12 protein-coding genes and 1 pseudogene are annotated in these 18,368 nt (G+C 73.5%); 7 read left to right on the plus strand and 6 right to left on the minus strand.

Annotated elements, in window-relative coordinates; genetic code table 11:
* Positions 1-172 precede the first annotated feature (172 nt).
* Together IE313_RS26650 and IE313_RS26655 are read right to left on the minus strand one after the other, a co-directional pair.
* Positions 173-937: an NAD(P)-binding domain-containing protein gene (locus IE313_RS26650; RefSeq protein ID WP_189936550.1), complete on the minus strand. Its 765-nt coding sequence runs from the start codon at positions 935-937 to the stop codon at positions 173-175.
* Positions 938-1,231: 294 nt separating this feature from the next.
* A complete protein-coding gene (locus IE313_RS26655) occupies positions 1,232-2,167 on the minus strand; it encodes a LysR family transcriptional regulator (protein ID WP_189936552.1) in 936 nt (311 codons plus the stop codon).
* Between the two features lie 95 nt (positions 2,168-2,262).
* Between IE313_RS26655 and IE313_RS26660 the strand changes: the two genes are divergently transcribed.
* Positions 2,263-3,540, plus strand: a complete 1,278-nt coding sequence (locus IE313_RS26660; RefSeq protein WP_189936554.1) for an MFS transporter — start codon at positions 2,263-2,265, stop codon at positions 3,538-3,540.
* 307 nt (positions 3,541-3,847) lie between these two features.
* Here the strand turns inward: IE313_RS26660 and IE313_RS26665 are convergent, their stop codons facing one another.
* Entirely contained in the window at positions 3,848-4,489 is a 642-nt protein-coding gene (locus IE313_RS26665) for a TetR/AcrR family transcriptional regulator C-terminal domain-containing protein (RefSeq protein WP_189936556.1), read from the minus strand.
* Between the two features lie 77 nt (positions 4,490-4,566).
* Between IE313_RS26665 and IE313_RS26670 the strand changes: the two are divergent.
* The 6 genes and pseudogenes from IE313_RS26670 to IE313_RS26695 form a co-directional block, all read left to right on the plus strand.
* Positions 4,567-5,496, plus strand: a pseudogene (locus IE313_RS26670) (alpha/beta hydrolase); the annotation flags it as partial.
* Positions 5,489-6,127, plus strand: coding sequence for a maleylpyruvate isomerase family mycothiol-dependent enzyme (locus IE313_RS26675; RefSeq protein ID WP_189936560.1), 639 nt, complete (start codon positions 5,489-5,491; stop codon positions 6,125-6,127). The pseudogene IE313_RS26670 and the gene IE313_RS26675, both read left to right, overlap by 8 nt.
* 297 nt (positions 6,128-6,424) lie before the next feature.
* Entirely contained in the window at positions 6,425-9,082 is a 2,658-nt protein-coding gene (lanKC, locus tag IE313_RS26680) for a class III lanthionine synthetase LanKC (protein WP_189936562.1), read from the plus strand.
* Positions 9,069-9,197, plus strand: coding sequence for a SapB/AmfS family lanthipeptide (locus tag IE313_RS26685; RefSeq protein WP_189936564.1), 129 nt, complete (start codon positions 9,069-9,071; stop codon positions 9,195-9,197). Before lanKC ends, IE313_RS26685 begins: the two co-directional genes overlap by 14 nt.
* A 168-nt stretch (positions 9,198-9,365) precedes the next feature.
* Positions 9,366-11,180 (plus strand): ABC transporter ATP-binding protein, encoded by a 1,815-nt coding sequence (locus IE313_RS26690; protein ID WP_189936566.1) that lies wholly within the window; start codon positions 9,366-9,368, stop codon positions 11,178-11,180.
* Between the two features lie 50 nt (positions 11,181-11,230).
* Positions 11,231-12,988 (plus strand): ATP-binding cassette domain-containing protein, encoded by a 1,758-nt coding sequence (locus IE313_RS26695; RefSeq protein ID WP_229924981.1) that lies wholly within the window; start codon positions 11,231-11,233, stop codon positions 12,986-12,988.
* Between the two features lie 293 nt (positions 12,989-13,281).
* Here IE313_RS26695 and IE313_RS26700 read toward each other — a convergent pair whose 3' ends face one another.
* The 3 genes from IE313_RS26700 to IE313_RS26705 form a co-directional block, all read right to left on the minus strand.
* Positions 13,282-13,938: a response regulator transcription factor gene (locus tag IE313_RS26700; RefSeq protein WP_229924982.1), complete on the minus strand. Its 657-nt coding sequence runs from the start codon at positions 13,936-13,938 to the stop codon at positions 13,282-13,284.
* 811 nt (positions 13,939-14,749) lie between these two features.
* Positions 14,750-14,878, minus strand: a complete 129-nt coding sequence (locus tag IE313_RS36050; RefSeq protein ID WP_268256763.1) for a hypothetical protein — start codon at positions 14,876-14,878, stop codon at positions 14,750-14,752.
* A 303-nt stretch (positions 14,879-15,181) separates the two neighbouring features.
* Complete coding sequence (locus tag IE313_RS26705) at positions 15,182-18,355, minus strand: amidohydrolase family protein (protein WP_189936570.1); 3,174 nt, start codon at positions 18,353-18,355, stop codon at positions 15,182-15,184.
* Between the last annotated feature and the right edge of the window lie 13 nt (positions 18,356-18,368).

Raw genomic sequence — 18,368 nt, forward strand, 5'->3', positions numbered from 1 at the left:
CGCCGACGACGTTCCGAGGGGTCAGGCGGCGTTCGGCGAAGCACCACCGCCTGTCCCGGCGCACGAGGCGGTCCGTGGAGCGGCCCGCGGCGATGGCCCGCGCCGGCGGCACGGGGCGTGCGCGCCGCGGCTGGCGGGACGGCGGCCGGCGAGGCCGCGGCCGGCGAGGCGGCTACTTGAGATCGGCGAGGAGCCCGTCGAGTGCCCTGGTCAGGGCGTCGGAGTTGGACCTGTCGAACCACGTGGTGCGTATGCGCTCGTTGTTCCCCTTCGGCGTCTCGTGCTCTTTGGCAAGCTGCTCCAGAGAGCTCGCACCGTCGTCCAGCGCGCGCCCGACGCCCTGGAAGAGGCCCCGGACGTAGCGGTCCGCGTCCTCGGCGGGAACGCCCTGCCGGGATGCCCAGGCGGTGAGCGTCGCCAGGAACCGGTAGTGCGTGGACACCGTGGCCGTCAGTGCGGAGAACACGTTGAAGGCCGCTTCGTCCGCGACCGGGAGCACCCCGCCGAGGCGGTCGAAGAGGGCGTCCGCGACCGGGTGCGAGGGGTGGGTGACGGTGACGGACCCGCGCTCGCGCACCGCGGGCACCGGGATGGCACGCACCAGCGGGCCGACGGCTCCGAGCGTCCGGCGCAACTCGCCGATACCGACGCCCGCCATCAGGCTGATCACGACGGTGTCCCCGCCGATCCGGAGCGCGGCGAGGGCCTCGGAGCGGTCCTGGGGCCGGACGGCGATGACCACCACATCGGAGCGGTTCGCCACGTCCTGGTTGTCGACGCACACCCGTACGTTTCGATGGCGCCGGGAGAGTTCGGCGGCGGCACCGGCCCCGCGCGGCGAGAGGAACACCTCGGGCGGCTCCTCGACACCGTCGCACAGGCCCTCCACGATGGCCCGGCCGATCTCGCCCACCCCGATGATCCCGATGCGTTCCACGGTGTCTCCCTGTCGTCCTGCCGGCAGCGGCCTGCACTCCGGTACCCGGGCCACCGCCGAGTGTAGGCGGGCACGGTGTGCGCGCAGCGTCCGCCGGCAGCCCACCGGGCTGGACGCAGGACGGTCTTCGGGCCCCGCCTGTCCTGGGGACCGGACCTGCGCGCCGGGCACGCGCAGGCGCTCCCGTTCCACCGGCGGCGGCCGATGTGCCCGTCGACCAGGCCCGGGTGGAGCAGGGTCCCCACACTCCCGCGCACCGGGCAGGCGGCAACGACCCGACCGGGCACGCGCAGTTCACAGGTGGCCCCTGCGGGAGAGGAGGAAGCGTTTGAAGGCGGCCAGCGGCGGTGCGTCCGTCTGGCCGCGGAGCCAGGCGACCCCGATCTCGCGAACGGCCCGCTGACCGACGACGTCCAACTCGGTGACCCCGGCCCGCGGCACCGGCGGCGACGGGAGCAGGGCGACGCCGAGCCCGGCCGCGACCAGTCCGCGCAGGGTCTCCACCTCCTCGCCCTCGAAGGCGACCCGCGGAGTGAACCCCGCCTCCGCGCAGAGGGCGTCGGTGATCCGGCGCAGCCCGAATCCGGGCTCCAGGGTGACGAACGGCTCTCCCGCCACCTCCGCCAACCGAGCCCGGCGCCGCCCGGCCAGCCGGTGCCCGTTCGGCACCACCAGCCGCAGACGCTGCTCGGCGAGGCGCCGGGCGACCAGGCCGGGCTCGTCCGGCAGCGGAGAGGTCACGCACAGGTCGAGCGTGCCGGCACGCAGCCGCTCCAGCATCGCCTCTCCATATGTCTGCACCAGTTGGAACCGCACCTGCGGGTGGTCCACGCGGAACGCCCGCAGCAGCTCCGGCACGGTCTCAGGCCCCAGCGTGTGCAGGAAGCCGAACGAGATCCGACCGGCCTCCACCCGTACGGACTCCGCGGCGCGCTCCACCTCCGCAAGGGCCCGCTCGGCAGCACCGCGGAACGTGACCCCCGCCCGGGTCAGCCGCAGCCTGCGGCCCTGCCGGGCGAACAGGGTCACACCGAGGTCGCCCTCCAGCCGGGCCAGCGCCCGGCTGAGGGTGGGCTGCGGCATGCCCAACTGCTGGGCCGCACGCGTCACATGCTCATGCCGGGCGACCGCGACGAACTGCGCCAGGCGCGGCGCGAGGAGCGCCGCCCAGGCGTCGGGATCAAGCTCGGCGGCCACCCGCGGAGTGTCGTACGTCTCATCGGGGTCCATGACGACTCTCCTCGCCTCACCTGATACGGCTGTACATCAACAACGCCTCTTCCATGCATTGGACGCATGGAAGCGCGCAATCCTACGTTCGCTGCATGAGCTCTGCCGACACCGGGGCGGCCGACACCGGGGCGGCGGGGGTGCGCCCCCGCCGGCCCACCGCCCGAGCCGACACCACCGCAGACACCCGTCTTCGCAAGGGCACTTCGGCGTACCGCCGGGCGAACCTGGCCCTGTTCGCCGCCGGCCTTGCCACCTTCGCACTGCTCTACTCCACCCAGGCGCTGCTGCCCGCGCTGTCCTCAGGTCTGCACCTCACGCCCGCGCAGGCCAGCCTGACGGTGACCGCGTCGACCGGCGCGCTGGCCGTCGCACTGCTGCCGGTCAGCGCGCTCAGCGAGAAGTACGGGCGTACCACGGTGATGACGGCCTCGGTCCTCGGGGCCTCGCTGCTCGCGCTCGCCGTGCCGTTCGCCCCGAACCCGGCCGTGCTGGTCGCGCTGCGCGCGGTGCAGGGCGTGGCGCTGGCCGGCCTGCCGGCCACGGCGATGGCCTACCTCGCGGAGGAGGTCCAGCCCTGCGCCGTCCCCTCGGCGATCGGCCTGTACGTCGCGGGCAACTCCATCGGCGGGATGAGCGGCCGCGTCGCCGGGAGTGCGCTGTCGCAGGCGTACGGGTGGCGGGCCGCGCTGCTCGGGATCGGTCTGACCGCGCTGGCCTGCGCGGTGGCCTTCCGCCTGCTGGCCCCGCCGGCCCGGCACTTCACACCGGCTCCGGTGCATCTGGCGGCACTGTGGCGCACGGTCTCCCGCCACGTTCGCGATGTGCGGCTGCGGCGACTGTACGCGGTGGGGCCGCTGTTCTCCGCCGTGTTCGGCTCGGTCTACACCCTGCTGGGCTATCGGCTGACGGCCGCGCCGTACCACCTGTCGCAGGCGGCGGTCGGCGCGATCTTCCTCGTCTACCTGGTGGGGACGGGGACGTCCGCGGCGTCCGGTGCGCTGCAGGCCCGGCTGGGGCGGCGCGGTGCGTTCGCGGTCGGCCTCACGCTCTGCGCGGCGGGCCTCCTGCTGACGCTGGCCGGGCCGCTCGCCCTGGTCCTGCTCGGCCTCGTGCTCATCACCGCGGGCTTCTTCATCGGTCACTCGGTCGCCTCCGGCGCGGTCAGCCGCACGGCCGCCTCCGGGCGGGCCCAGGCCTCGGCGCTCTATCTGACGGCCTATTACGTCGGCAACAGCGCCGGCGGCGCCGTGGGTGCCTCCGCCTACCGCCTCGCCGGCTGGGCCGGGGCCGCTGCCGTCGCCCTGCTCGCCGTCCTCCTGGCCTCCCGCCCGGCCCTCCGCCCAGCCCCTGCGGGGCACGGTTCCCCATGACCGCCTCTTCCTGAATCCCGGTTCCCCGGTTCCCCCGGTTCCGTTCCGTCCGGGTCCTGCGCCGGGTGGTGCACAGGGGCACCGGGGCGGGCCGGGGGTGCGGTCGCGCTGCCTTGAGGACCCTTCGCGCACGGTCGGCGTCCGGGGCTCAGTCGCGCAGGTGAGTCAGGGGCCTGCCGCCCGACGGGCAGGGGCGCTCCGCGTGAGGAAGCTGCCGGGCGGCGTCCAGGGCCCCGCGACGAAATGCTGTCAGCGTGCCGGACCCTGCGACTGCGGGGGCACGATGCGGCGCGCCGCCGGTGCCTTCTCAACCGCGGTCGTGCGGCCGCACGGCCACCTGCCGGATCCCGGCAAGGACCATGTCGAGCCCGCGCTCGAACTCCTGGTCCGCGAGCGCGGCACCGAGGTGGGCCAGACCGGCGAGCGTGGGAAGACTTCCCTCGGCCAGGGTGCTCATGCGCCGGGCTGCCGACTCGCGAGTGGTCTCGCGGGTGAGCGGACCGGCGAGTTCGGCCTGGGCGATGCCCATGACGAAGCTCATGACGGTGCGGAAGGCGACCAGCAGGTCATCCTCGCCCAGCCCGCCGCCGGCCAGCGCCGAGGCCAGCGCCTCCGCCGGGGCGAGACTGGCGGGCGACGACGTACGACGGGTGAGGACGAGCGGGACGGCGGCCGGGTGCGCACGGACGGCCCGCCACAGGGCGGTGGCCACCGCTCGGGTGTCGGCGGCCCAGTCGCCGGTGGGTTCCGGGACATGGACACATGCGGAAACCGCGTCGACCACGAGTTCTTCCAGTGCCTCGCGCCCGTCGACGTAGTTGTACAGCGTCATGGGGCCGGTACGCAGGGCTGCGGCCAGCGAACGCATGGTGAGCGCGGGCAGGCCGTCGCGGTCGACGATGTCCAGCGCGTGCCACTGGATCTCCGCAAGAGTGAACCGGGCTCTCATCGGCAGGTGCTCCCCCTACTTGACACGTACGTTGTACGTAACCCAAGGTACTACACGTACAACGTACGTACAGGGACGGAGTCCACCTCCAGATGCTTGAGACACACCGCACTTCTTTCATCTCCCGGGGACACCGCTGCGCGGCCTGGATCACCTGCCCCACGGGCCAGGGCCCCTGGCCTGCCGTCGTGCTCGTCCACGGCTTCGGAGCCACCCATGACATGCGGCTCGACAGGTACGAGCAGGCGTTCGCTGCCGCGGGCATCGCCGTCGTCGCCTTCGACTTCCGGCACATCGGCGCCTCCGAGGGCACGCCCCGCCAGCTCGTCTCGATCCCCCGCCAGCTCGCCGACGTGGACGCCGCGCTGGCCTTCACCGCCGGCGACCCCCGCATCGATCCGACCAGGATCGCCTTGTGGGGAACCTCGATGGGGGCCACCCACGTCCTGCTCGCGGCGGCCGAACACCCCGAGATCGCCGCCGCCGTCGTCCAGTGCCCTGTCCTGAACACCATGAACGCCGCAACCAGTTCCGGGTTCCGCGCGATCACCAGGCTGGCCCGGCCCATCGCCAGTGACCTGGTCCGCGCTGCGCTGGGCCTGCCGCGCCGCTACGTCGCGATCGTCGACGAACCGGGCGGCACAGCGATCGTGACCGTCCCGGGGGCCAAGGAAGGCTGGTACGGAATGGTCCCGCCGGGTGGCAGCTTCGACAACCGCGTCACCGCATCGATCGGCTTCGAGCTGATCAAGCTCAACGCCTCGCGGCGTGCGAAAGCCGTTCGAGCGCCGCTGCTCGTGTGCGTGTCCGACCACGAGACCCTCATGGACCCGCGCATCGCCGTCAGGACGGCTGATCTCGCTCCCCGCGGCACAGCGATCCGCTATCCCGCCGACCACTTCGAGGTCTACCACCCGCCGCTCGTGGACGGCATCCTCCGCGACCAGGTCGCCTTTCTCACCCGGCACCTCGCCGCCGAGCCCGCGAGCGAGGTCGGCGATGCCTGACCACAACACGCTCAGCAGGCTCCAGGACGACAACTTCTCCGCCTTCGCCCGCGCCCTCACCGAAGAGGAGTGGGACCGTCCCAGCCTGTGCGCGGGCTGGACGAACAAGGACGTGCTCGCCCACCTCGCACTCGGCCTGCACCTTCCGCTGAGCCGTCTGCTGGCCGCCATGGCCCGCCACCGCGGATCGTTCGACGCCACCAACGAGGACATCAGCCGCCGCTACGCCCGACACCGGACCGCGAGTGAGCTCATCGACGAATTCGACCGGCGACGGGCCCGGCCCCGCGGCATCGGACGCCTGCTCCCCGCCCCGCTGATGCTGGGCGACCACGTCGTCCACCACCTCGACATAGCCCTCGCCCTGGGCAGACCGGCCGCTCTCGCGCGCGAGGTGGCAGAAGCGGTCCTCACCGTCGAGACGACCGTCCCCAATCCGTTCGTGCCGGCCACCGCGCGAGCCCGTGGCCTCACCCTGCGCGCGGCCGACACCGGCTGGAGCCGACGAGGCGACCCCGCTCTGGAGGTTGTCGGCGCGGCAGAGCACCTCATCTCCGTCCTGGCCGGCCGCGCCCACGCCCTCCGTCACCTGGACGGGGCCGGGACCACCGCGTTGGCCCGGCGCATGTGAAGCACGAGCACGGAACCAACGGAACCAACGGAACCAAGGAGACGGCAGGCCCTGGGCAAGCAGGCCCCCACCCCGGCCGCTGTGTGACGCAACGGATCCTCCTGCCGTACGGCGGCCGGTTGCCCGGCGGCGCACCAGGTCGACGGCACCGTCGCCGGCATCCCCCGGCGCGCACGGGCGTCCCGGAACCGCCGTGTTACTCGTGCGTACTGCACGTCAGGCAGGTGACATCGGCGACTGTTGGAGCCCCCGGACGGAGTGACAGCGTAAGTGCTGCCGCCGACCGAGGGAGCTGGGGTGAACAAGGGCTACGCCGTCTACTGCGATGCCGACGCGCACTTCTACGACGCGCCGCACCGGCGCTCCCGGCGCGGACCGAACCGGACGGCCCCGTACGCGGCGGCAACGGCCCCGGTGCCACCGGGATGGCAGCGGCACACCGTCGGCGACTGGCTCGCCCTGCGGCCGGCCGGCCACCGACTGCCCGCACAGGGCTGGAAGATCCATGTGTCGGCCTGCCTCGACAACGCCGAGTCCGTCCTCGACCGGCTGGTGGCCTACTGCCTCGCGCGCCGCATCGCCTTCAAGTTCGTACCGAGCCCGTACCTGCTGCACAACCGCAACGCCAAGTACGCGGACCGGGGCGCGAGCGGAAAGTTCGCCACCGTCTACCCGGCCGACGACGAGCAGTGCCGCGCCGTCGCCGGGGACCTGGACGTGCTCCTGGCCGGGGAGCCGGGCCCGTACATCCTCAGTGACCTGCGCTGGGGGCGCGGACCCGTCCACCTGCGCTACGGCAGCTTCACGCAGCGGCACTGCTACGACGCGGACGGCGAACTGGTGCCCGCGCTCGAGGACGCGGCGGGACGACTCGTACCCGACGTCAGGGGCCCCGTCTTCCGGGTGCCCGACTGGGTGGAACCGCCGGCGTTCCTGAAGCCGCACCTCGACGCCCGCGAGGCCGTCACCCTGGCGGGGCTGCCGTACACCGTCGAGCGGGCCCTGCACTTCTCCAACGGCGGCGGTGTCTACGTGGCCCGCGACGAGCGGACCGGCCGGACCGTGGTGCTGAAGGAGGCGCGGCCGCACGCCGGGCTCGCCGCGGACGGTGCCGACGCGGTGACCCGCCTGCACCGGGAGCGGCGGGCACTGGAGCGGCTGTCGGGCCTGGGCTGCGCGCCCGAGGTGCGGGACTGGTTCGTCCGCGGGGACCACCACTTCCTGGTGCTCGACCACATCGCCGGCGAGCCCCTCAACACCTTCTTCGCCCGGCGCCACCCGCTGGTCGACGCCGACCCGAGCGAGCAGCGGCTGGCGGAGTACACCCGGTGGGCACTGCGCATCCACCGCCTGGTGGAGGAGGCCGTGCGGGCCGTGCACGGGCGCGGCATGGTCTTCACCGATCTGCACCTGTTCAACGTCATGGTCTCCGACGACGAGTCGAAGGTGACCCTGCTGGACTTCGAGGCGGCCGGTGACGTCGCCGAGTCGGGCCGGCAGACGGTGGCCAACCCGGGCTTCGTCGCACCGCCCGACCGGCGCGGCTTCGACATCGACCGGTACGCCCTGGCGTGCCTGCGTCTCGCCCTCTTCCTGCCGCTGACGAGCCTGTTGGCGATCGACCGCGGCAAGGCCGCGCACCTGGCGGACGTGGTGGCGGAGCACTTCCCCGTCGACCGTGCCTTCCTGGACGAGGCAGTCGCCGAGATACTCCGCGACCCGGCTGCCGCCGGTACCCCGGGAGCACACCCCGCGCCGCGCTCCTACCTGCCGGTGCGGCCCGGTGACTGGCCGCGCAGCCGTGCCTCCATGGCCGCGGCCCTGCACGCCTCTGCCACCCCGCACCGCTCGGACCGCTGCTTCCCGGGAGACATCGCCCAGTTCGCCCGAGCAGGCGGCGGAGCGTCCTTCGGGTACGGCACCGCCGGAGTGCTGTACGCGCTGGCCGAGAGCGGTGCCGGGCGCCACCCCGCGGGCGAGGAGTGGCTGCTGCGTGCCGCGCGCGAGCCCGCCGAGGGCACCGCACTCGGCTTCTACGACGGGCTCGCCGGCATGGCCTGGACACTCCACCGTCTGGGACACACCGAGGACGCCGTGCGCCTGGTGGACAGGATCCTCGAAGAGCCGTGGGAAGCCCTCCCGCCCCACCTGCACGGCGGGCTCGCCGGACTCGGCCTGGCGCTCGACTCACTCGGCGCGTCCTGCGGCGAGGGCGGTTTCGACGAGGCCGCGCAGCGCTGCACCGACCTGGTCGCCGGGGCACTGCGGGACACCCGCTCGCCGCTGCCGCGGGCCGGTCTCCTGTACGGGGCCGCCGGACCTGCGCTGCTCTTCGTCCGCCGCCACGAGCGCACCGGTGACGACGCCCTGCTCGACCTGGCCGCTGACGCGCTCGGACGCGACCTGGACCGGTGCAGGGCCGTCGGGGGCGGCGCCCTCCAGGTCGACGAGGGCTGGCGGACCATGCCGTACCTCGGGGCGGGCAGCGTGGGCATCGGCATGGTGCTCGACGACTACCTCGCCCACCGCGACGACGAGCGCTTCGCCCGAGCCGGACAGGGCATCGTCACCGCCGCCCGGTCCTCCTTCTACGTGCAGCCGGGTCTGATGCGGGGCGCGGCCGGGATGGTGCTGTACCTGAGCCGCACCCCCTACCGGGGCCCGGCGCTGCACGAGGGCGACGTGGACCGCCTGATCGACCTGCTGACCTGGCACGCCATGACCTACCGGGGCCACCTGGCCTTCCCCGGCGAGCAGATGATGCGGCTGTCCATGGACCTGTCGACGGGCACCGCCGGATGCCTCCTGGCACTCGCCGCGGCCCGGCACGAGAGCCCGGCGCACTTGCCCTTCCTTCCGCCGCTTGCGCGGCCCCATGAGCCGGCTCCCGCTCGGGAGCCGAAACAGAGCACCTCCGTCCGCAGAGAAGAGAGGAAACATCATGAACCTGCTTGACCTGCAGTCGCTGGAGACCCCGAAGGACGAGGCCGCGGGCGACGTCGCCACCGGCAGCCAGGCGAGCCTGCTCCTGTGCGGGGACAGCAGCCTGAGCGTGGTCACCTGCGGCTGAGCCGCACAGCGCCGAGAGCGACGACCGCGGTGTCCCACCGTGGTCGAGCCGGGGTCCCGGACGGTCCGCCGTCCGGGGCCCCCGCCGCACGCCGCCCCCTCGCCGGCTCCGCGCCGGCCGCGCGGCGCCGCTGTCCTGCCCGGCCGCTCCCAGGAGGTCCCGTCCCCCATGGTGCCCATCCGCGGACCGGCGGCACGTGCCACACGCTCCCCCGGGTTCCGGCTTCTCGTGCGCCTCGTCCGGCAGAGCGGACCCGGCACGATCGCGGTCCTCGGCTGCACACTGGCGTCGGCCGCCGCATCGCTCGCCACGCCCGCCGTGGTCGGGCGGGTCCTCGATGCGCTCCTGCACCACGGCGCCGTCGGCCGCCCGCTCGGCCTGTGCGCGGCGCTCATGACCGCCGAGGTCGTACTGGACGCCGTCGCCGCCCGGCTCACCGGCGGTGTCGCCGCACACGCCACCGCCTGGGTGCGCCACCGGGCGATGGCACGACTGCTGGGCGCGCCCCCGGGCGATGCCGCACGCTTCACGCCCGGCAGCGTCGCCACCCGTCTCACGGCCAACGCCGCGGAGGCCGGTTCCGGCCCGCCGGCCGCGGCCGCGCTGGCGGCCGCGCTCCCCCTGCCGGTGGGCGCCGTCATCGCCCTGGCCGTGATCGACCCGTGGACGGCCGCCGCGTTCGCCGCCGGGCTGCCGCTGCTGGTACTGGTGCTGCGCGCCTTCGCCCGCACCTCCTCCCACAGCGTCGCGCGGTACCAGCACATCCAGTCGCAGGTGGCGTCGCGGCTCGGCGAGGCGCTGTCGGGGGCCCGCACCATCGCCGCCGCCGGTCTTTTCGCACCCGAGCGGGACCGCGTCCTCGCCCCGCTGCCGGCCCTGGCCGAACAGGGTGCCCTGATGTGGCGGGCACACGGCAAGGCGGTGGCACACAGCAGTGTGCTGATGCCCCTGCTCACCACATGGGTACTGGCCGTCGGCGGGCTGCGCCTGGCGGCCGGCGTGATCAGTGTGGGGGACCTGCTGGCCGCCTCCCGGTACGCGGCGCTGGCCGCGGGACTCGGCGCCGTCGCCGGTCCGCTCGGCACCCTCGTACGCGCACGTGCGGCGGCCGGACGGCTCACCGGCCTCATCGCCCTGCCCGAACTCGGCTACGGCAGGCGCGCGCTGCCGCCGGACGGCGCCGGTACTGTCGACCTGCGCGGGGTGTGCGTCGTACGGGACGGCCGGACGGTGCTGCGCGACGTCGACCTGCACGTGCCCGGTGGCGCGACGGTGGCGGTCGTGGGCCGATCGGGGGCGGGCAAGTCGGCTCTGGCGGCCGTGATGGGCCGGCTGGCCGACCCGACCGAAGGCCATGTCCTGCTGGACGGCGTGGATCTGCGGGAGGTGGACCGGGCGTCGCTGCGGCAGGCGGTCGCCTTCGCCTTCGCCCGTCCCTTCCTCTTCGGCGACACCCTCACCGCCGCCCTCTCGCCCTGCACGTCCGCCGGCGGTGCGGCGCTAGCGCGGGTGCGGGAGGCGGCCCGGGCGGCGAGTGCCGAACCGTTCGTGCGCCTGCTGCCCCGCGGGTACGACACGCCGCCCGGGGCGGCCTCGCTGTCCGGCGGCGAGTTGCAGCGCCTCGGTCTGGCGCGGGCGTTCGCGCAGGCACAGCGGCTGCTCATCCTGGACGACGCCACCTCCAGCCTGGACACGGTCACCGAGCAGCGGGTGCAGCACGCCCTGACCCACACCGTCCGGGCGCGCACCCGCGTGGTGGTGGCCCACCGGCTCGCCACCGCGGCGGGGGCCGACCTGGTGGTCTGGCTGGAGAACGGGACGGTCCGCGGGGTGGGTCCGCACCACAGCCTGGAGCGCCACCCCGGCTACCGCGCCGTGTTCACCCCGCCGGACTCCGGCGTGCGCCCGGAGCGCGACCACGCGCCGGGCCCCGGGCGCACGCCGGAGTCCGGCGCCGCCCCGACGTCCGGGCCGGGCCGGTGAGGGGCACCGGGGCACCGCCCGGGAGCACGGGAGGGCGGCCGGCGGGCGGCGTGCCCGGACGGGGGCTGCGCTTCCTCGCCGACCGGCGACGGGCGGTCCTGGTGCTGGCCGCCTGGTCCCTGCTGGAGTCCGCGCAGACCTTCCTGACCGGCTACTGCCTGGCCCGTGCCCTCGACGCCGGGTTCCTCGCCGGCCGCACCACGATCGGTCTGGCCTGGCTCGCCGTCGCCGCGGCGGCTGCGTTCACCGCGGCGCCCGTGGTGCGGGGCGTCTTCACCCAGCTTGCGGAGCTCGTCGAGCCGTTGCGTGACGCCCTGGTGCACCGCGCGGTGTCCGCCGCGCTGCACCGGGCCCTGGCCGACCCCGCCGGGGTGGACCTCAAAGCGGTGTCCCGGCTCACCCAGCAGACGGAGCTGGTGCGCGACGGGTTCGCGGGGTTGGTGCTCACGGCACGGTCGTTCGTGTTCCACTCGGTGGGCACGGTGGCGGGGTTGCTCACGCTGGCGCCCGTTCTGCTGGTCCCGGTGCTGCCCCCGCTGCTGTTGGGACTGTCGCTGCTGCTCGCCGCGCTGCGTCCCATGGCCCGGGCGCAGCGGGTCTTCCTGGACGCCGACGAGGCCCTGGCCGACCGGGCCAGCGGAGTTGCGGCGGGCCTGCGCGACGTCACGGCCTGCGGGGCCGGTGACGAGGTGGGCGCGCGCACCGGGGCCGCCATCGACGCCGCCCGGCGGGCGAGCCTGCACCTGGCCCGCTGGGCGGCGGTGCGGACGCTGACGCTGGGCGCCGCCGGACAGCTTCCGGTGGTCGCGCTGTTGTCACTCGCCCCCTGGCTGCTGCGGCAGGGGGTCACGGCCGGTGAGCTGGCGGGCGCCTTCACCTTCCTCGTGCAGTCGCTGCTGCCTGCGCTGCACACGCTGATGGCGGCGCTGGGCACCGCCGGTTCACGGCTGCTGGTGGTGCTGGAGCGCTTCGCACGCGAGCCCGTCGAGCCGCGGCCGCAGCCACCCGCGGCGGGCCCGCCGGCCGCGCCCGCCGGGCGGGTACCGCGCGCACGGCACGGCCGCACGCCGCCGGCGGTGCTGGCCGACGGCGTGAGCATGCGCTACGGCCCCACGGCACTGCCGGTGCTCGACGGTCTGGACCTGGCCGTGGCGCAGGGGGAGCACCTGGCGGTGGTGGGGCCCAGCGGCATCGGCAAGTCGACCCTCACCAGCGTGCTGGCCGGGCTGCTGGCCCCCGACCAGGGTGCGGTCTGGCTGGGCGGCACACCGGTCGCGGGGCGCACGGCACGGGAGCTGGCCCGGCTGCGGGTGCTGATCCCGCAGGAGGCGTACGTGTTCACCGGTACCGTTCTGGACAATCTGCGCCTCCTCGACCCGGCGGCCCCTCCCGACCGGCTGCTGCGGGCGGCTGCCCTGCTGGGCGCCGCACCGCTGCTGGCCGCTCTGGGCGGGCCGGACGCCGTCCTCGACCCGGCTGCGCTTTCCCAGGGGCAGCGGCAGTTGCTGGCCCTGTGCCGGGCCTATGTCTCGCCCGCCCCGCTGGTGATCCTCGACGAGGCGACGTGCCACCTTGACCCGGCCGCGGAGGCATCGGCCGAAAGCGCGTTCGCGGCGCGTCCGGGGACGCTGATCGTGGTCGCCCATCGGCTGTCGTCCGCCCGCCGGGCGGACCGGGTGCTGGTCCTGGACGGCCCCCGCACCGCGCTCGGCACCCACGACGACCTGCTGCGCCGCTCGGCCGCCTACCGGGAGATGACGGGGTACTGGTCAGCCGTCCGGCCGGGCGGCGGCAAGGGCGGGGCCTGAGCCGGCCGAGAGGCCGCAGCGGGAACCCCCCACAGGCGGCGCCCGGCGGCAGAGGTGGATCCCGCCGCGGCGACGGATGGGCGCGGCTCGACCGTGCGAGCGGAACGGGGGGCCGCCGGCCGCTGCGGCGTCGGCGGCCGATGAGGCGCGTGCCCGCCTCGGGCCGGTGGCGCCCCGCAACACGGCGCGGTGCCGCGGGACGCGCCTCGCCGCCGCCGGCACCTGGGGGCCGCCTGCGAGGTCCCGCACATCGGCACCGCGCCGGGCAGGTCCCCCCTCGCCCGAGACCGTCCTCAGATCCAGCCCGCCCGGCGGGAGATGCGGATGGCGTCCAGCCGGTTGCGGCCACCGACCTTGCGGATGGCGGAGGCCAGGTAGTTGCGTACCGTGCCGCAGGCCAGGTGCAGTGCGTCGGCGATGTCGCCGACCGGGGCGCCCTCGGCCGCCAGGGACAGCACGTTCAGTTCGCGGGGCGTCAGCAGCGTCTGCCCCGCCTGGAGAAAGTCGAAGGCGAGCGATTCGTCGACGAATCGCTCGCCCGATGCCACGGTGCGGATCCCCTCCACTAATCGCCCCGGCGCGCCGTACTTGTCGACGTAGCCCAGGGCACCGACGTCTATGGCCCGGCGTAGCCGGCCCGGTCTGCGGGGGCCGGTGAGCACCAGCAGAACAGGGCTGTCCTGGCCGGGGCGGGCAGCCTCGGCCTTCGTACACGGTGCCTCTCCAGGCGGGGCCGGGAGGGCTGACAGGTCCTCCAGGCAGTCGTCGTCGGCCACGCAGACGAGGGGCAGCGCCACTTCCCCCTGCGGCGACGCGCCGGGAGGGCACGCCGGGGCACGCCGGCCCGAACCGGTGAGAAGGGGCTCGGCGAGCATCTGCTCCATCCGCAGCAGGGCCACCAGGGCGTCCCGCATGATGTCCACCCGGTGCATGACCATCACCTGTATCACCACAGACTCCTCACAAGACCGACATGTTCAACTCCACCCAACTGCCCCGGCATCCCCCGAATTAACGTTTCGACAGCCGTTTCGGAAGGCGCCCCTTGGCGCGCGCACAACGCTGATGCTCCCTGGGCGACCGGCGTGCGCCCCCAACGAAAGCCGTAAATCAGTGTGTTTCGCGCGTTCCACGTCGCTCTGCGCCGGGAATGCGCCAAGTGGTGAGGTCGGCGGTACGCCCGCGCGACGCCTCTTCTCGGATCGGAACCGCCGGCCTGATCGGAATGCCTCATCGTTTCTGCGTAGCCGCTGCCCGTCATAAGGAGGAGCGGCTATGTCGCGCCGCCATCGGAGGCCGACGCACGTCTTCGACGGGTCCCGCACACCCCGGGGAAGGGGCAGGTGCGCTTATCGGTCAGGAGCCGGAGTGGACCACCGGCCAGAGCCGCACCGTCGGCAGCGGCCTCGCCGACCCGCAGCCCATCGCGGCGCCCTCCCTCTCGAACTCGACGACTGCCTCGCACGTCCGTGCCGTGCAGGCCGATCCGGCTGTCCTGCCCGGGGCCCGTCCCCCCGCCCTCGACACACTCCGGGCCCCGCGGGGTCCTTGGGCCCGGCCGCCGGCGTCAACGCCCCTCAGGCGGTCCCGAAGGGCGGCGCCGCGCACTCCGCGACGGCGACCGCACGTGGCGGCTCGGCGATGGCGAGGGCCCGACGAGCCGACAGCCCAGCCGTCCGTCCGCCGGCCCTCCGTCTCCTCGTTCCGAGCCGGTGGGATGAGATCGGATGAGATCGGATGAGAGGTGAGGACGGAAAGGGCTCACTGCCCGATCCCCCGATCCGTGCGGAGTTGACTCTGGTTGATCAGCGTCACGATGTCGTTGGGGGACTGAACCGCGGAGAACTGCGCCTCGTGCTCCTCATTCAGGATGCCGAACAGGCTCTCCACCAGTTCCTTGGTGGCGGCCAGCGCGCGGACCTCGTGCGGCCCCTGCCCACACGGGCCGACTCGCCCGGGCGGTCGTGTTCGGGGCGTCGCACGACGCGGCCGGTCCCGCGGTCCAGCGGGGGCCGGTCCCGGTCAGGGATGCGTTGCGGTGGCGTACGAGGGCCTTCTCGGTCGGTGTGGACGGCATCGTCCGCACCGACCTGAAAAGGCCCCCGCCCGTTCACGATCGCCTGTTCGGATCGGCCGTTCAGGACCTCGCGCGAGGCCCGTGCCACCTGCCCACGGCCTCCCTGGAGGGAACGGCTAGACGTGGAAGGCGTGTCGGGAGCAGCAGGGTTCCCGGCGGAGCTGCCGGCTGACGTCGAGCCAGTCGGTGGGGTGCGCCGTGGGGTGCGGTGCGGGCGTGGTGAACGCTTCGACCAGGTCGTCCCGCCGGTAGAGGGTGCCCTCCCGCATGGCCCAGGTGGTGCGGACCAGGTCGTCGAAGTCGTCGAAGGGATTGCCGTCGACGGCTGTCAGGTCGGCGAGCTTGCCGGGTTCCACGGTGCCCAGGTCGTCCGCCACGCCGAACATCCGAGCGGGGACCACGGTGGCGGTGCGCAGTGCCTGTGCCGCCGAGAGGCCGTTGGAGTGCAGGGCACGCAGGCCGAGGTGGACGTGCAGGCCGATGGGTGTCAGGGGCGCGTCGGTGCCGAGGGCGAGCATGCCGCCCTCGTCGATGATGCGCTGGTAGACGGCCATTTCCTGAGCGATGGCCTGGTATGCCGCCGGGGTCGGCGGGGTGTCCGCGTAGGTGGTGACGAGTGCGGTGTCCCACGGTGGCATGAGGGTGGTGACCCTGGGATCCTCGGCCAGTGAGGGATCGGCTCCGATGAGCGAGAGAGCCGTGAAGGGAGTGATGACGATCTTGAAGTCGCCGCCGCGGTAGGTTTCCAGGACGTCCTGGTACGAGTGGCCCGTCGGCGAGTACGCCCGTCCGTACTCGGATCTCTGGGTGGCTTCCAGGTGGGTGGTGAGGTCCTGTCCGACACTGCTTCCCGGTGACAGGAGGTGGCTGCCGGACAGTACGCCGAGTTTCTCGTGTGCCGTGCGGGCTGCTTCGCGCATGGTCCGGGCGGGGGCGCGGACATAGGTTTTGACGAAGTCGTAGTCGAGGGCCTCGGCCCGCTTGAGGGAGCGTCGGACACCTTCATGGGTCCGGTGGGCCCGGCCCATGCTGTAGGCGACCCGGCTGCCGTCGATCAACTCGCCCGTGGCGAACAGGCGCGGCCCTGCCATGCGTCCCGCCTGGACGGATTCGCGGATCCGCACCGCCTCATGGGCGAAACCGCCGAGTGAGGCGTTGGTCGTGATGCCGTAGGCGAGCATGAGGCTGCTCTGCCGCCCGCCGTAGGTGTACTGCCACGGATGGGTGTGCGCATCCCACAGCCCCGGAATGACCGTGGAGGTGGAGGCGTCGATGAGCTTCTCGCCGGAGGGGACTCTCGAACGGTGGGGCTCCACGGATGTGATGCGGTTGGCGCGGATGACGATGTCGACGTCCTCGCGGACCGTGTCGCCGGTGCCGTCCCACAGCCGTCCCGCGTGCACCCGGGTGACGTCGGACGGAGAGGGCAGTCGACGGCGGTAGTCCAGCGGCACGGGTACGACGCGCGGCTGGGTTCCGTCGCGGTTGATGAGCTTGAGCGTGCCGCTCGCCCCGTACAGCAGGGTGCGTGAGTCACCCGACCAGGACGGGTGGTCGGCCGCCTCGTCCGTGAGGCGCTGGGGCTCGCCTGCCGGTGTGCCGTCGGCGTGCACCGGCAGGACCCACAGTGCGGACTCCATGATGAAGGCCATGGCCGAGCCGTCGGGGGCCCATACCGGACCTGCGTTGCCCCGGTCTGCGAGGGAAGCGTGCGGGCTGGGCTGGTGGGCCGTCCACTTTCCGGTGCTGGTGTCGACGACGCGGATGAGGTTGTATCCCTCGCGAAAACGCTGATTGAGCCGGTTGCGGTCGCAGAACGCGATGTACCGGCCGTCCGGCGACCAGGTCGGGCGGCTGGGAAGTCCGTTGGCGCCCAGGGGCGTGGCCAGGGTCTTCTCGGTTCCGGTCGTGAGGTCCTTCACCAGCAGGTTGCCCGTGGAGTCCTGACAGGCGAGCCGGGTGCCGTCGGGGGAAAGGGCCGCGTTCAGACGGCCGCCGGTCGCCACGACCTCGTCGCGATCACCGTCGAGCCAGTGTCGGTGCACGCTGATGAGTCCGTTGCCGTCCGTGCCGCCCTCGTACGAGTACAGGAGACTGCGCCCGTCCGGTGCCCAGGACGGCATCTGCACATATCCCGAGGCGTTCGACTGGACGAGTCTGCGCGGACGGCGGCCGATCGGCAGGACCCACAACGCGTTGAGAGCGGCGAATGCGACAGATCCGCCGTCCGGCGAGAGCACCGGCAGGTGGATGCCCCGGACCGGTTTCGCCGCCGTCGAATCGAAATCGTGGTCCTTCCTCGGGTGGACCGCGCGCGGCACGTCCATCGCCGCTGTGAAGGGAATCCGCTCCGGAGCCGACTTCGCGGCGCTCCGGCCGGGAGGCCGCACGCGCAACTGCCCGTCAGCCACGTAGAAGAGTGCACCGTCCGTGCCCCAGGAAGGCGGCAGGGGCGAGACGTCCTCCCCCTCGGTCACGGGCTCGCCGTCCACCATCAGGGTGGAGAAGGCCGCGTTGGCCGGCGGGACGGCGTCGCCGACGTGGACGTACGCCACACGGCCGTCCGCGCTGACCGCAGGACCGACCAGGACGCCCGCGTCCACGGTACGGACCACCGCCACGCTGCCCCCTGCGGCCGGTACGGAGGCAAGGGTGCGCCCACCGGCCGTACCGGCGCGCACGAAGACCAGCCTGCTGCCGTCCGGGTACCAGGCAGGGTCGTAGTCCTCGACGCCGGTCCCGTCGGTGAGTTGCCTCAGTTCACCGGTCCGTACGTCCACCGTCCAGATGGTGTACGAACTGCCGGCCACCGGATCCCCGCCCCGCTCCGACGCGAACGCGATGCGCGTACCGTCGGGCGACCAGGCCACTCCCCGGTCGTCCCAGGGACCGGAGGTCACCTGCCGCAGCCGGGAGCCGTCCGGTTCCATCGTCCACACATGGAAACCGCCGCCCTGGTAGCCGCACACGGCGACCTGCGAACCGTCGGGCGACCACGACAGCCGGGTGGGCTCCAGATCCGGTCCGGTCAGCGCTCTCGCTCGCCCGCCCTTGCGGGCGAGCGACCACAGCACACCTTGAACCTCCATGATCAGCTCACGCCCGTCGGGCGAAACGATCACAGAGGCGTTCGTTCCGGCGCTGAACTCCAGCGTCCTCGTGGCCGCCGAGGACACCGGGTCGCCGACAGGCGGAGCCCCCGCGGCCTGTCCAGGGTGCAGCGGGAGAGCCGCGACGCCGAGTCCGGCCCTGAGGACACCCCGGCGCGATAATCCATGCTCGTGATCCATGAAGTCCCACAGC

The organism is Streptomyces sulfonofaciens (assembly GCF_014656295.1).
Lineage (GTDB): Bacteria > Actinomycetota > Actinomycetes > Streptomycetales > Streptomycetaceae > Streptomyces > Streptomyces sulfonofaciens.

Bases quoted from the DNA above. Each gene is read 5' to 3' on its own strand.
- IE313_RS26655 (WP_189936552.1), bottom strand. From the start codon at position 2,167: ATGGACCCCGATGAGACGTACGACACTCCGCGGGTGGCCGCCGAGCTT.
- IE313_RS26660 (WP_189936554.1), top strand. From the start codon at position 2,263: ATGAGCTCTGCCGACACCGGGGCGGCCGACACCGGGGCGGCGGGGGTG.
- IE313_RS26665 (WP_189936556.1), bottom strand. From the start codon at position 4,489: ATGAGAGCCCGGTTCACTCTTGCGGAGATCCAGTGGCACGCGCTGGAC.
- IE313_RS26675 (WP_189936560.1), top strand. From the start codon at position 5,489: ATGCCTGACCACAACACGCTCAGCAGGCTCCAGGACGACAACTTCTCC.
- IE313_RS26685 (WP_189936564.1), top strand. From the start codon at position 9,069: ATGAACCTGCTTGACCTGCAGTCGCTGGAGACCCCGAAGGACGAGGCC.
- IE313_RS26690 (WP_189936566.1), top strand. From the start codon at position 9,366: ATGGTGCCCATCCGCGGACCGGCGGCACGTGCCACACGCTCCCCCGGG.
- IE313_RS26705 (WP_189936570.1), bottom strand. From the start codon at position 18,355: ATGGATCACGAGCATGGATTATCGCGCCGGGGTGTCCTCAGGGCCGGA.